A 13,790-nucleotide genomic window follows, 5' to 3' on the forward strand; every position below is an offset into this window, starting at 1 on the left:
GTCTTGGTTTATTTAACGAGAACCTTTACCTTTTACCTTGGTAAAGCGTGATTCAAATTTCTGTTGCTGCTCTTCTGTCAAAATTTGATAGATTTCATTTTGCATTTTGAAGAAATTCATCATTTGTTGTGTTTGCTTCGCCTGCTTAGCAGCAATGATTTGCTCAGCTTGAGACTCATTAAAGTTGGCATCAGTAATTAACGCTAACATGTCTGCTTTATGTGCACTGCGCTCTTGTGCTGAAGGACGCTCGCCTTTTTCAGCTTTGTACTTAGCCATAATCGCTTTAACGTCAGTCTTTTGCGCTTCGGTAAGATCTAAAGAACGTAGCATTTTACGTACGCCTTTATGCATGCTTTTACCGTGATGTTTGCCGCCGTGAGCACGTTCACCTTTTTGGGTTTGCTCAGTTTTAACTGAGGTATCTGCAGGCTCTGCGGCATAAAGTTGACCAGCTAATAATGCTGATGATGCTACTAGAGCTAAAACGCTGCTTTTCATCTTTAATCGTGTTTTCATAATCTCACCTTTTATCTCAAGTTATTGAACCCGCTAAGACCGACGGTTAACCATTTAATCCATCAAATGTAACCAATCAAAAACTCACCTTAGGCTCAAAATCGTTTGTGTTGTCAGCATGAAAATGAACATCGCACTGATAACGGGATCTGGGGTCACCTACATACTGTTTCGTAGGAATGAAACAAGTTTAGCGAATGCAATGTCAATGAGGGTGTTGGCTCAGTAAAAAAATGTAAAGACCATTTTTTAATCAACACACATCTTGTTATTCAATAAAATTGCCCATAATCACGACCTCGATGCAGAGAATGGGAGCAAGCTCACGTATTAAAGGTTTGATCATTTTCATAATGAACAAAGTTACACTTGTAACATCAAAGTTAGCGCTAAGTAGTTAACATTATGAGACATTAGCTTTATAGCGAGTGCGACTTATCAGAGATAATTTAAGCGCATGTGACAAAAGACTGCAGCTAAGAGTGAATGACTGATGTTATGAGTGACTAAATGCGGTAAATGATTGAATTGAGGTTATGGATGAACAAAGTTGTCAGCAATATCATTTTTATTAGTAGTTTATTATTTTCTGTCTGTGGTTTTGCACAAAGTAACGTGACACCCAGTCCTCACGAACCCAATGCCAGTATTTGGGTTAATCAAACCCAAGCCGGCCCCGAGATTAACTTACACTTTTTTTGGTCTGCGACCTGCCCACATTGTAATGAGGCTCACCCTTTTATAGATGCCTTAGCAGAGCGCTATAGCTGGATTCATTTACAAGATTACCTTATCAGCGAGCCTGGCAGTGTCGACAAACTCATGGCCGTGGGCGAATTAACCGGGGTTGAACCCAAGTCAGTGCCTTATTTCGCCGTCTGTGGCGAAGCCATTACTGGCTACAACAGCCATGATGTCACCGGACGCTATATTCTGCAGCGCCTAGAGGCTTGTTATCAACGAAATGCAGGCAGCTTGCCAAGCAAAGACTTAATGGCTGATTTCTATACCGAAAAAACCACTGCTAGTAGCCCGCTTTTTGAAACCTGTGCTGATGATTCAGATCCAAATAACCCCAGCACTTGTGGGATGAACTTTAGTACGACTACTGGCGAACAAGCAAAGCTCGATTCAACGCCACATATCCAGCCCGTTGATATTCCGTTAATTGGTGCAGTACAACCAGAGCAAATGTCACTTCCTGTGTTGACCTTAGTCCTCGCCGGCGTCGATGCCTTTAACCCTTGTGCCTTCTTCGTATTGCTATTTTTGCTTAGCATTATGGTGAATGCCGGTAGTCGTGGCCGCATGTTATTAGTGGGCGGTATCTTTGTGTTTTTCTCGGGCTTTATTTACTTTATCTTTATGAGCGCGTGGCTAAACTTATTCCAGTTACTTGGCGGTGGTGATGGCGGCTGGATAATTACTAGCGCAGGAGTTATCGCACTGGTGGCGGCAGTAGTGAATATTAAAGATTTCTTTTTTGGTAAAGGCGATGTCAGTTTGTCTATGTCAGTTGAAAACCGCGGCAGCTTAATCAAACGCATGGGCAAATTATCTAAAGCTAGCTCTTTACCAAGCTTAATATTGGGTTCGGCATTACTGGCGATTATGGCCAATGCTTACGAGCTACTCTGCACCGCGGGTTTCCCGATGATTTACACCTCAGTGTTATCAATCTCAGGGGTAGATACCGTGCAGCGCTATTTATACCTCATCGCTTATAACCTTATCTATATCATTCCATTAGCGACGATTGTCATTGTTTTTGCTGCCACATTAGGTAAACGTAAGCTCACTGAAAAAGAAGGTGAAGTACTTAAGTTAATGTCTGGGATCATGATGCTAGGCTTAGGCAGCATGTTGGTCCTTAACCCTATGGCACTGCAAAACGTGGTGTTCTCTGTTGGGTTAATTGCCGGCTCAATTTTACTTACCTATATTGTGGTAAAAATTAAGCGCTATAAGCAAAAAGCCGTCTAATTTTTTATCTGGTAACATTATCAATGCGAGTGCTATTAAGTGGCACTCGCTATTGGCTATTTTGATTAGACTGACCAGCTTGGTTTATTGCTTGTTCCAGCCCATTTATAGCTATCACTAAACAATAACCACAGCTTAGTTGGCCAATATGTAAAAGAGTGCAATGTTGCTAAACTTGGCTATTCATTCGTTATATAGTGAATGCTTATTATTGAGCGAGGATCCCATGAGTCGAATTTTATTAGTCGATGATGACGCAGGTTTATCAGAGTTATTAGCCCAGCTTTTAGAGCTAGAAGGCTTTGAATTAACTCAAGCATTTGATGGTCAGCAAGGGCTAGACTTTGCGCAGAATCAAGATTTTGATTTAATCTTATTAGACGTCATGCTGCCAAAACTCAATGGTTTTGAAGTGCTGCGCGCCCTGCGCACCCAAAAGCAAACTCCAGTGCTGATGCTTACCGCCAGAGGCGATGAAATTGACCGAGTAGTAGGGTTAGAAATTGGCGCTGATGACTACCTGCCAAAACCGTTTAACGATCGTGAATTAGTGGCCCGTATACGCGCTATTTTACGCCGTTCTAGCCTCACTCAAGCAGATGCAGGCGCCCAAGATACCATTAGCTTTGGTGATTTAACCTTAGATCAAGCCAGACAAGAGCTGTACTGTAATGATCAGCTTATTATTCTTACCGGCACTGAATTCTCATTGCTTCATAGCTTGATCACTCAAGCAGGCGATTTGGTCACTAAAGAGCAGCTCAGTGAAACCGTTTTGGGTAAAAAACTGATGCCATTTGACCGCAGTTTAGACATGCATTTATCCAATCTGCGCAAAAAATTACCTGAACGTCACGATGGTCGCCCTCGAGTAAAAACCATCCGTGGTAAAGGCTATATCTGGATCCCATAATGATTAAGCTATCTTCGTTAAATCGTTTATTTGTCAAATTACTGCTGGGCTTTTGGCTTGGCAGCTCTTTAATTATTGGCTTTGTGGCTGTACTGCCTTTATTGCAGCAAAACCACGACAAACAGCCAATGACAGCCAAGCAGCAACAGCTACTTAAACGCACAGCTAAACCATTTATTGAAGATCCTAAATTACTCGAAGATCACAAAGCTTTAAAACGCTTGCATCGCCATCGCAGTCCAAATGGCAAAATGATTAAGTTCTATATCACCAATGACCAAGACCTTGTGATTAATAGCAGGCAAGTCCCTAGAACCTTTAGAGAGTTCTTGCTGATTAGTGAAGAGTTTAACGCGCCAATGAGCCATCAGTTCCGTGATGAATTGATTTTTGGACCTTACACTTTTACTGCTGGGGAACAAGAATATCGCATCTACAGTCGCGTACCAGATAACCACCCTAGACCTTGGTTCTTTTTCTTTAATGACCATAAATTATTAACCACTATTATCGCCATGATCTTATCTGGCATATTATGTGGCTTTTTAGCATGGTATTTAGGCAAACCACTTCGCTCACTCAAGCAAAGCTCTAACGCTCTTGCTAGCGGCGATTTAAGCGCTCGAGTCGATGACAGTATTGCCGCCAGAGGCGATGAAATGGGCGAGTTAGCACAAGCATTCAATACCATGGCGCAATCCATTGAAACCATGATGCATAACCAGCAGCGCCTAATGGGTGATATCTCCCATGAACTGCGCACCCCCTTAACGCGCTTACAACTCTCTTTAGCGCTGGCTCGCAAAAAACAACAAAGCAGCGTCGAGATTGAGCGCATTGGCTATGAAGCTGAGCAGCTAGAAGCCTTGATTGCTGAATTGCTGACCTTATCGCGAGTGACCATCAGTAATACTGAAAATAAAGTCCACTTAGAACTTGCCGAGTCTCTCAGTCAAATTCTTGATGATGCTGAATTTGAAGCCGAGCAACAACAGAAAAGATTACTCATTGATATACCAGAAAACATTAGCCTAGATCACTACCCCAAAGCGCTTTCTAGGGCGATTGAAAATGTACTGCGTAATGGCATTCGATATGCCAATAGTGACATTTCAATCACTGCAATAAAGCAACACCAACAGGTCGTCATTACCATTAAAGACGATGGTCCTGGTATTGAAGACGTTGAGTTAGAGAAAATATTTAAGCCTTTTTATCGCCCTGATAGTTCAAGAGACAGAGAATCAGGTGGTTGGGGCTTAGGTCTGGCGATTACCCAAGCCGCCATCAAGCTCAATAAAGGCGAGATACATGCCAGCAATATTGCCCCCCATGGGCTCAAGGTGGTGATTAGCCTGCCTGAGCGGATCTGCCGTTCGAATTGAACATTGTGAATTGATTACCACCAGCAGCTGGTTTTGCGTATAATTCCCAGCTCAATCAATGAAGGTAGCTATCCATGTTCCATATTGCGCTTTATGAACCAGAAATTGCCCCTAATACCGGTAACATTATCCGTCTTTGTGCCAATAATGGCGCTAAGCTACATTTAATAGAGCCATTAGGTTTTGATTTAGAAGAGAAAAAACTTCGACGCGCCGGCTTAGATTACTCAGACTTAACCAATATCACCCGTCATAAAGATTTTGCAGCCTTCCTTGACGTCATGGCAGGTAAACGTATTATGGCCTGCACCACCAAAGGTAGTCGTCCTCATACTGAGCTGTCGTTCGCTGCTGATGATGTATTGTTATTTGGGCCCGAAACCCGTGGCTTACCTATGGATATCATTGAGTCGATTCCCACTGAGCAGCGCTTACGTATTCCGATGACGGCTAACAGTCGCAGCTTAAACCTGTCTAACTCAGTGGCGATTATTAGCTATGAAGCTTGGCGTCAATTGGACTTTGCTGGCGCCAGCTAGGTTTTAGGTTTTAGGTTTTAGGTTTTAACCACGGTAAGTTTCAAACATCAATCTGGCTTAAGTGGTTCAGACTAAGTGGTTCATCCCAATCACATAATGCAGCCAACAAAAAGCCTCGCAATAATGCGAGGCTTGTTTATTTAACCTGTTCCGCGCTGAGATAGCTTATTGGCCAAAGCCCACATCGGTAATATTAACCTTAGTAACCTCACCATACTCTTTGGCAATATCGGCAATCTGAGCCGCGTTACCAACAAGCACATACTGCAAATTGTCTTTTGGAAAGTAACGGTTAATGAGACGCTGGGTTTCGGCTAATGTCAGCCCATCGACCTTGGCTTGAAACTCATTAATAAATGCATCATCAAAGTTATAGATATACATATCAGCCAGTAACTCGCCCAGTTGGCCACCGGTTTCAAACTTAGGAGGGTACTGACCTTTGACATAAGCTTTGGCTGAATCTAGGGTTTGTTGATCAATGCCTTGCTCCCATAAACGGCCATAGGTTTTTAAAGCTAAATCCATGGCTTCTTTGGTGGTGCTGGTTTTAGTAAAGGTGCTGATAGAGAACACCCCTGCAGCAGAATAGGCACTAAAGCCAGAACGCGCCCCATAAGTGAGCCCGGCGTTAACCCGTAACTCATCATTAAGCCATGAGGTAAAACGGCCCCCTAAAATGGTATTTACTACCGTTAGCCCCACATAATCAGGGTTATCGCGCTTAATCCCCAAACCGCCAATAACAAAAGTGGTTTCAATGGCATCGGGTTTATCAACTAATAACACCTTACTGGCAGTTAATGGCGCTAGCCCTTGTGTTAAATCAGGCTGCACCGCAGTGTCAGTGTTTTTCCAGCCGCCAAATGCCGTTGACAGCTTGGCTTTCATGGTTGCGATATCAAAGTCACCCACCACATTAATGGCGGTATTTTTTGGCTGAAAATAACTTTGATGAAAGGCCCGTAGCTGAGTGACATTAATATCAGCTAATGACTTACTGTTGCCTGATATCGGATTGGCGTAAGGATGCTCACCAAATACCAACTTATTGTAGTAACGACCGATTACCGCCCGTGGGCTTTCTTTCGCTTGTGACAAGCCAACAATTTCGCGCTGTCTGAGTTTTTCAAATTCACTATGGTCAAAGTCAGGGCTTATGAGCACTGGCTGGATAATATCGAGCATGGTATCAAGATCTTTACTCATAAAATCCGCTTCCAGCATCATGCTTTCACGCCCTGACGCTGTAGATAAGCTTGCACCGAGAAAGTCCACCATCTGCTCAATTTCAGCTTTGCTTTTACCGCCGGCGCCCAGTAAGAGACTTTTCATTGTCATATACGACACCCCAGATGTGGTGTCGTTTACCGCCCCTGCGCGCACAACGGCATTAAAGTTAATTATCGGCACTTCTTGTTGCACCATCAAATTAACCAGTAAGCCATTTTCAAGGGTAACAGATTGATACTGCGGCATACTGAAACTGCCAGTATCGAGGGGCTTGCTTGACTCAGTCGTGGCTTTGCAGCCCGCCACCCCCACACCACAAGCAAGCGCTATGGCTGATACCGTTAAGGCGCTGGTCTTTTTAAGCTTTATCAATGACATCATTAGTCAGCTCCCTCTGTGGCGGCTAACACACCCACGGTGCGATTGGCCTTACGTAAATAGGTTTGCGCAACACGCTGAATATCAGCAACGGTTACCTTATTGTAGGCTGCAGGCGCACTAAATAGTTTGTCATAACTGCCAAAATACAGCTCATAACGACCTAAAGTATTAGCGCGGCCATTGATGGTTTGCATGGTGCGATAAAAATCCATTAGCTTGATGTTTTTCACTTTTTCAAGCTCTTGCTCGCTAACGCCTTCAAGGGCAATACGGTTTATCTCGGCAATCATTGAGGCTTCTAATTGCAATGCATCAATCCCTGCATTGGCGACCCCAAGAAAGTAAAACAGATTAGGGTCAAATGACATGGGCAAATATGACATCACATCGGAGGCCAGTTGCTTATCCACCAAGCCTTGATAAAGCCGTGAGCTATTACCTTCACTGAAAATAGTGCTGAGTATATCTAGCGCATAATAATCGGCATGTTTCGTGGATGGTACATGATACGCCAGCAGCACATTAGGGGTAGTGACAGAGGCTTTTTCAACAAAGACTCGGCGCTCACCTTTTTGCAGCGGCTCTACAGTGCGAACGGCTAATGGCGCGGGCTGGGCGGCAATGACGCCAAAATATTGCTTCGCTAAACGCTTCACCTCCGCGGTTTTAACATCACCTGCGATCACCACCACAGCATTGTTGGGCGCATAGTAAGTCTTATGGTATTGCTGTAAATCCGCTAGCGACCAGGCGGCAATATCTGACTCATGGCCAATCACAGGCCAGCTATAAGGGTGAGCTCTAAACGCTGCACCTTTTACTTCTTGTTGCAAGGTGCGCCAGTTGGAGTTTTCAAGCCCTGTGGTGCGCTCTGATTGCACCACACCACGCTCGCTTTCTACCATCTGCGAATTAATATCTAAGTTAGCGATGCGATCAGCTTCGAGATCAAAAATGGTTTCTAACGCATTGGCAGGAAACCAATTGGTGTATACCGTGGTGTCTTCAGTGGTATAAGCATTATTAGCGCCACCCGCGGCTTCCATGGTGCGGTCAAACATTTTAGGGCCATACTTTTTTGAGCCGTTAAACATCATGTGCTCGAAAAAATGCGAGATCCCAGTAATACCCGGCGCCTCATTACGAGAGCCCACTTTCCAAAATAAGTACATGTTGGCATTGGGTATGCTGCTATCTTCTAGCACCATAATTTTCATGCCATTATCCAGAGTAAAGCTATTGATATCCTCGACTGTGGTGGCCATCGCCGCGGTACTCACCCAGCAACTGAGTAATACCCATAACGCGCTGATGTTGCGTTTCATAATGGTTTCCTTGTAAGTCATTGCAATGAACAACAGGCCTGCTACAACCCGTTGTTAGTATTTTTATCGCTTAATTCACCGCGCCTAGCGCAGTTAATGCCAGCTGAGTCATGGTTTCAACGCCCACTTTTAAGGCTTTTTCATCAACAAAAAATGCTGGCGAATGATTACTGGCGACAGTGGCAGGATCTGTGCCTGCTGGCGTCACCCCTAAAAAGTAAAACAGCCCCGGCGTTTCAAGCGCATAGTAGGAGAAGTCCTCAGCGCCGGTGATAAGCCCTGGCTCAATGAGATTATCATCGCCCACAACCTCACGAATAACCGGACCCATTTTTGCGACTAACTCAGGGTTATTAACCGTAACTGGATAACCTGCATCAATCTCTGTGGTGGCAGTGGCGCCGAGGGTTTGAGCAGAAAGCGTCGCGATTTCAGCTAGTTTTACTTTAATGTCGGCGCGCATATCTTGATCAAAGGTTCGGATAGTACCAATCAACTCAACTTCATCAGGAATGATGTTCGAGCGTATACCGCCATTAATGGCGCCAAAACTCACCACTGCCGGTGCTTTAGTCACATCAACGCGGCGACTAATAATGGTTTGTACGCTATTAATTATTTGCGCAGAAGCCACAATCGGGTCAACCCCGCCCCAAGGACGAGAACCATGGGTTTGGCGACCCTTTACCGTAATCGTAAATGAATCTTCTGAAGCCATCGCAGGGCCTGCTCGCAAACCAATCATCCCTGTGGGCATACTTGAGGTCACGTGCATACCAAACACTTGATCAGGTTTACGACTAGCAAATAAGCCTTCTTTAAGCATTAACTCTGCACCGCCTTCTTCACCCGCTGGCGCGCCTTCTTCTGCTGGCTGAAAGATAAACATCACATCGCCAGCAAGGCTGTCTTTAGACTTGACCAGATTCTCTGCCACGCCCATTAACATCGCCACATGAGTGTCATGACCACAGGCATGCATCACGCCGACTTTTTGGCCACGATAAGTATCAGTGGCTTTGGAGGCAAAAAGTAAATCAACCTCTTCTGTCACTGGCAACGCATCCATATCTGCGCGAATGCCGATTAGCGGCCCAGACTTTGCGCCTTTTAATATCGCCACTACACCAGTGTGCGCAATGCCGGTTTGTACTTCTAAGCCTAAAGACTCAAGGTGTTTGGCAATCACTTTACTGGTTCTAAACTCGCGGTTAGACAGTTCAGGGTGCTGATGCAAGTCACGGCGCCACTCCAACACCTTAGCTTCAACATCGCTTGCAAGTTGTGCTGCGTTAGGGGTTTGAGCCATTATCGAACTAGAAAAAGTGCCAGAGGCAACCGCAAGGCAAGCAGCAAGTATCGTTAAGCGCATAAATCATCCATGTTTTTATCATTTTGGTAGTATTTCAATCTACAGCGTATCCCTTGAATTGTTAAATATTTTGTTATCCAAAGCACATTTGAAATTGTGTCGATTTATGTAGAGTGGCTCAATAAAAACTATGGTTGATGACATTGTGTTGATAATCTATGGCCACTATTAATTTTAAATCGAGAGTCCTAGCCCATGAAAATCACCTTTGAGCAATTAACCGCAGCCGGTGCTAGTAACTCATTGGAGATTGAACAGTGGTTAATTGAACATCGCCAATCCTGGGGAGTATTCAGCGCCCACAGTGATATTGGTGCCATGATCGGTGACTTATTAGCAGATGTACCTGTGGGCGTTGGCTCTGACACATCAAATACATCAAGCATTGAGGTCACCGCAGGTGCGATACATAAAACCTCAGGCCGAGTTGCTCAGGTCTCACTCGCTGAGCAACAAAGGTTATTAGCACTTGAACTCGCCAATGATGACAGTGACTTTTTAGATTATGCCGATAAAGGCACTACGGTCGCGGGATTAATTTTTGCCCATTGCCATAAGCAAACATTAACCGACAAACTGCTTGAGGAGCTTGATTTAGTTCAGCTGCAACAGCGCGGGTTTCGTGAACTTTCAACGGGCGAAACCCGTCGCGTGATGCTAGCCATTGCCCTTGCTAGCGAGCCGGATTTTTTAGTGTTAGATAATCCCTATTCAGGGCTCGACATTAGCCATCGTAAAAGCTTAACGGCTTATCTAAGTCAGCTTGATATTCAAATGATGGTGATATTTTCTCGCGAGGAAGATATGCCCACATGGATAGATCAGATTGCTATATTCAGCCACAGCAAACTTGATAGCATCATGGATAAAGCCAGCTGGGAGCAACACCCTGTTATAAGCCAAATTACCGCCCAATCTAAAGTCCAAAGCGAGCAGATGCTGGCTATCATGCAGCGCCACCGCCATCAAAGCCCATTTGATAACCCCATCTTTGAACTTAAAAATGGCAAGGTGGCTTACAGTGATAAAACCATTTTTACTGAGGTTAATTGGCGCATTGATAAAGGCCAACACTGGCAGGTAAAAGGGCCCAATGGCTGTGGTAAAAGTACCTTGTTAGGGCTTATTTTTGGCGACCACCCACAATGCTACAGCAATGATATTCATATCTTTGGTAAGCAACGTGGCACTGGAGAAAGTATTTGGGAAATAAAGCAGCATATCGGCATGGTGTCATCGGCATTACACTTGCAGTATCGCGTCGGTTGCAGCGCTAAAGATGTGATTTTATCCGGCTTTTATGACTCTATCGGCCTGTACCAAAAAGCCACCCAAGCCCAGCAAGATATCGCCCAAGATTGGCTCAGCATTTTGCATATGTCCCACTATGCCAAAGTCTCGTTTAAGCAACTGGATTACAGCCAACAGCGACTATTGTTAATTGCCAGAGCATTAGTGAAACAGCCGACATTATTGATTTTAGATGAACCCTATCAAGGGTTAGATTATCTGGGTATTCGCTTAGTCAAAAATACCCTAGAACTGATCGCCAGAGAAAACCTCAGTCAGCTGCTATATGTGTCCCATTACCATGAGGACAGTTTAGACAGTATTAATAACTATCTGGAATTTGTTGCCGATGCAAAAACCGGTGGCTATAAAGCGCTAATCAGCTAGTTAATAGTGCTGCATTGCCAAAGCGCTTACTTTTCTTCGATTTTACGCTCTTTAGCTGCAGCTTCTTTAGCCTCACGCAAATATTTATCCGCCCGAGATTCTCGCTGTTGAAACTGCGCTTGAGATTTCTCTAACTGCTGTTGTTGCCACTCACCAGGCTCTTGGCGTTCAATAATTTCTTGCTCACGACTGCTGGTGTCGCTGGCTGCTTGGCGGGCTTTTTCAAGCTGACTTTGCTCCGTCTTTTTCGAGTCGATTCGACCTTGCTCAGCTTGTTGCGACAAGGTCAGTCGCGGCTTATCAGATGCCTGAGCAGCCACGGCAATAACGCCTAGCAAACTTGAAAGCAGTAATAGCTTGCTCATTAGCCTTAATAGACTGTTTGAATATAAGTTTAGCGACATACAATTAACCTTCCTGGTTGTTTTTAGACTCAATATAACGGGCTCGCACCTCAGCAGGCATGGCATTGAGCTTATGTTGCACCATGGCATCAAAGGCGCTAAATAGCGGGCTGATATCAAGTTCGCTATCGATTGCTTGCAATGTATAAGCGGTGGCTTCCAGTGTTGATAAACTGTCGCTACGTTTGGCCTTGCGAATAAGATATTGTGAAACCCCTTCAAATTCAATATGCAATGCCGGAAGCTCCAATAACCACGGATTAAGCTGCAACATTTTGAATGCTTTGCGCCAGGTGCCATCAATTAATAAAATACAGCAATCTGCTGGTACTGACGAGTCCGCAGCATTTTGACTATTTTCACAGGGATACACCAGATACACAGGTTTATTGGCCGCAGCCAGCTGTTGTCGCAATAGCGCAAAGTCATCAGCGCTCTCACCCACCACCACTTGAGTTTGCGGCAGGGTTAAACTCAGCAATTTAACAGTATTTTTTGCATGCTCAACTTCAGAGGGGTGCTGCAGCACAATCACCTCAGTTTTAGCCTCCATCTTAGTCACGCTATCACAGATACAAGCCGACTGTGGGTAGCCACAACTTTTACAGATAATTCTAATAACCCACTCCTTGAACATATCAATACAATTAAAGGCCATTTTATACCAATTACAATAAATAAGAATGCTGTGTAATTAAGAGCCTGTAACTGAATTTTATAATCTAAATAAATTAAAACGCCGCAAACTAATTTGCGGCGTTGACTGATTTATTGACTTAGCACCCTTTAAATCATAACACCATGATTTAAATAAGACTTACCTATAATTTAAGGATGAACTTGCTCAACATGTAAATGATTCAAGCGTTTTGATGACATAATAATGAGTAGCACCAGTGACAAGCCGCCCATTAATATCGCTACCGCATAAGGTGCGGTGATATCGGTCATTTGAATTAACGCCGCCAATACTGATGCGCCGCTCATTTGAATACAACCTAACATAGCTGCTGCCGTACCGGCGCGCTCACCAAAGGCTGATAATGCCATTGAAGTTGCTGGGCCGAGTAATATCGCAAAACCAATACATAGCAGCATCATAGGTAGCATAAAGCTAAAGCCTGCAGCTAAACCGGTTTCAGGTCCTACAAGTTGCATCACCACCTCAAGGACTGCCGCGATGAGCATCAAGGTTAATGCCACCACCACACCTGGGCGATTACCAATGCGCTTAACTAACACTGGCGCAGCAAAACAAGCCGCAATATTGACTGCCGCATTGAGGCCAAATAAGCCACTAAATGCCAACTCACTGACCCCTAGATGGCCAATTAACCACATAGGCGAATATGATACGTAGGTGATGATAGATGCCATTGCTGCCATACAGGTTGCAGCATAAAACATGAAGTGTGGGTCGCTTAATACTGGCTTGTAACGTCCCCAGCGATAAAGCTTACCGCTAGTGTCTGTGCTTGCTGGGCGAGTTTCAGGGAATTTAAAAATAACGATAGCCAATACGATGATGGCGTACAGCGCCATAAAGATAAAGGTTGAACGCCAGCCAAACTGCAGGGCTAATAAGCCGCCCAATGTTGGTGCCAGTGCCGGAATAACGCAAATAGCGCCATTTAAATAACTGTACATTTTGACGCTTTCTTGACTGGTATAACAGTCTCGAACCGCACTGAATACCACAATCGAAGTAGAACAAGCTGCCAAGCCTTGCAGAACACGTGCAAGTTGCAATACTTCAAACTCCACCGCCATCGCGCCAACTAGGCTGCTCACGCCATATAACACAATACCGAATAAGGCGATTGGCTTACGGCCAAAGCGATCGGCTAATGGGCCAATTAGGATTTGTCCCAGCCCCATGGCAAACAAAAACAACACTAATGTTGACTGAATTTGGCTACCACTTACCCCATACTCTAGCGCCATGGTTGGCATGGATGGTAAATATATATCGATGGCTAATGGGCTCAGTAGCACCATAAACATCAGTATTGGTAGCAGGTTACGTCTCATTGAATTGGTCTCTTACATTTCATGGTAA

At 44.5% G+C, this 13,790-nt stretch carries 12 protein-coding genes; 5 read left to right on the forward strand and 7 right to left on the reverse strand.

Translation table 11 applies throughout. The features are described 5' to 3' along the window. Nucleotides 1–12: 12 nt before the first annotated feature. A complete protein-coding gene (locus tag Q4591_RS03600) occupies nt 13–519 on the reverse strand; it encodes a Spy/CpxP family protein refolding chaperone (protein WP_102531192.1) in 507 nt (168 codons plus the stop codon). A gap of 540 nt (nt 520–1,059) precedes the next feature. On the opposite strand from Q4591_RS03600, the gene Q4591_RS03605 reads away from it, so the two are divergent. The 4 genes from Q4591_RS03605 (at nt 1,060) to trmL (ending at nt 5,339) form a co-directional block, all read left to right on the forward strand. Continuing rightward, a complete protein-coding gene (locus Q4591_RS03605; protein ID WP_303459422.1) occupies nt 1,060–2,502 on the forward strand; it encodes a cytochrome C biosynthesis protein in 1,443 nt (480 codons plus the stop codon). Between the two features lie 226 nt (nt 2,503–2,728). After that, complete coding sequence (locus Q4591_RS03610) at nt 2,729–3,415, forward strand: response regulator (RefSeq protein ID WP_303459424.1); 687 nt, start codon at nt 2,729–2,731, stop codon at nt 3,413–3,415. Beyond that, the gene (locus Q4591_RS03615; protein WP_303459425.1) at nt 3,415–4,800 is read left to right on the forward strand and encodes an ATP-binding protein; all 1,386 of its coding nucleotides are present in this window, start codon (nt 3,415–3,417) and stop codon (nt 4,798–4,800) included. Before Q4591_RS03610 ends, Q4591_RS03615 begins: the two co-directional genes overlap by 1 nt. Before the next feature lie 74 nt (nt 4,801–4,874). Continuing rightward, nucleotides 4,875–5,339 carry a tRNA (uridine(34)/cytosine(34)/5-carboxymethylaminomethyluridine(34)-2'-O)-methyltransferase TrmL gene (gene trmL / locus Q4591_RS03620; RefSeq protein ID WP_303459428.1) on the forward strand — a complete coding sequence of 155 codons (465 nt, stop codon included), beginning with the start codon at nt 4,875–4,877 and terminating at the stop codon, nt 5,337–5,339. A gap of 165 nt (nt 5,340–5,504) precedes the next feature. Here the strand turns inward: trmL and Q4591_RS03625 are convergent, their stop codons facing one another. The 3 genes from Q4591_RS03625 to Q4591_RS03635 form a co-directional block, all read right to left on the reverse strand. Further along, entirely contained in the window at nt 5,505–6,953 is a 1,449-nt protein-coding gene (locus tag Q4591_RS03625) for a pitrilysin family protein (RefSeq protein ID WP_303459431.1), read from the reverse strand. Further along, nucleotides 6,953–8,278 carry a pitrilysin family protein gene (locus Q4591_RS03630; RefSeq protein WP_102476591.1) on the reverse strand — a complete coding sequence of 442 codons (1,326 nt, stop codon included), beginning with the start codon at nt 8,276–8,278 and terminating at the stop codon, nt 6,953–6,955. The genes Q4591_RS03625 and Q4591_RS03630 overlap by 1 nt, the downstream gene beginning before the upstream one ends. 70 nt (nt 8,279–8,348) lie before the next feature. Further along, a complete protein-coding gene (locus Q4591_RS03635; RefSeq protein WP_303459433.1) occupies nt 8,349–9,650 on the reverse strand; it encodes an amidohydrolase in 1,302 nt (433 codons plus the stop codon). 195 nt (nt 9,651–9,845) lie between these two features. Here Q4591_RS03635 and Q4591_RS03640 point away from each other — a divergent pair, with 195 nt between their 5' ends. After that, on the forward strand, nt 9,846–11,327 hold the full coding sequence (locus Q4591_RS03640; RefSeq protein WP_303459436.1) for an ATP-binding cassette domain-containing protein: 1,482 nt from the start codon (nt 9,846–9,848) through the stop codon (nt 11,325–11,327). Between the two features lie 26 nt (nt 11,328–11,353). Here Q4591_RS03640 and Q4591_RS03645 read toward each other — a convergent pair whose 3' ends face one another. The 3 genes from Q4591_RS03645 to Q4591_RS03655 form a co-directional block, all read right to left on the reverse strand. Next, the gene (locus Q4591_RS03645) at nt 11,354–11,731 is read right to left on the reverse strand and encodes a hypothetical protein (RefSeq protein ID WP_241901066.1); all 378 of its coding nucleotides are present in this window, start codon (nt 11,729–11,731) and stop codon (nt 11,354–11,356) included. 4 nt (nt 11,732–11,735) lie between these two features. Further along, on the reverse strand, nt 11,736–12,389 hold the full coding sequence (locus Q4591_RS03650) for a tRNA-uridine aminocarboxypropyltransferase (RefSeq protein WP_303459439.1): 654 nt from the start codon (nt 12,387–12,389) through the stop codon (nt 11,736–11,738). A gap of 170 nt (nt 12,390–12,559) precedes the next feature. Continuing rightward, nucleotides 12,560–13,762 carry a multidrug effflux MFS transporter gene (locus tag Q4591_RS03655; RefSeq protein WP_102476595.1) on the reverse strand — a complete coding sequence of 401 codons (1,203 nt, stop codon included), beginning with the start codon at nt 13,760–13,762 and terminating at the stop codon, nt 12,560–12,562. Between the last annotated feature and the right edge of the window lie 28 nt (nt 13,763–13,790).

The organism is Shewanella sp. 3_MG-2023 (genome assembly GCF_030548765.1).
In the GTDB taxonomy this organism is placed as follows: Bacteria; Pseudomonadota; Gammaproteobacteria; order Enterobacterales; family Shewanellaceae; genus Shewanella.

Coding starts and splice junctions, on each gene's coding strand:
- Q4591_RS03600 (WP_102531192.1), bottom strand. CDS start 519: ATGAAAACACGATTAAAGATGAAAAGCAGCGTTTTAGCTCTAGTAGCA.
- Q4591_RS03605 (WP_303459422.1), top strand. CDS start 1,060: ATGAACAAAGTTGTCAGCAATATCATTTTTATTAGTAGTTTATTATTT.
- Q4591_RS03610 (WP_303459424.1), top strand. CDS start 2,729: ATGAGTCGAATTTTATTAGTCGATGATGACGCAGGTTTATCAGAGTTA.
- Q4591_RS03615 (WP_303459425.1), top strand. CDS start 3,415: ATGATTAAGCTATCTTCGTTAAATCGTTTATTTGTCAAATTACTGCTG.
- trmL (WP_303459428.1), top strand. CDS start 4,875: ATGTTCCATATTGCGCTTTATGAACCAGAAATTGCCCCTAATACCGGT.
- Q4591_RS03625 (WP_303459431.1), bottom strand. CDS start 6,953: ATGATGTCATTGATAAAGCTTAAAAAGACCAGCGCCTTAACGGTATCA.
- Q4591_RS03630 (WP_102476591.1), bottom strand. CDS start 8,278: ATGAAACGCAACATCAGCGCGTTATGGGTATTACTCAGTTGCTGGGTG.
- Q4591_RS03635 (WP_303459433.1), bottom strand. CDS start 9,650: ATGCGCTTAACGATACTTGCTGCTTGCCTTGCGGTTGCCTCTGGCACT.
- Q4591_RS03640 (WP_303459436.1), top strand. CDS start 9,846: ATGAAAATCACCTTTGAGCAATTAACCGCAGCCGGTGCTAGTAACTCA.
- Q4591_RS03645 (WP_241901066.1), bottom strand. CDS start 11,731: ATGTCGCTAAACTTATATTCAAACAGTCTATTAAGGCTAATGAGCAAG.
- Q4591_RS03650 (WP_303459439.1), bottom strand. CDS start 12,389: ATGGCCTTTAATTGTATTGATATGTTCAAGGAGTGGGTTATTAGAATT.
- Q4591_RS03655 (WP_102476595.1), bottom strand. CDS start 13,762: ATGAGACGTAACCTGCTACCAATACTGATGTTTATGGTGCTACTGAGC.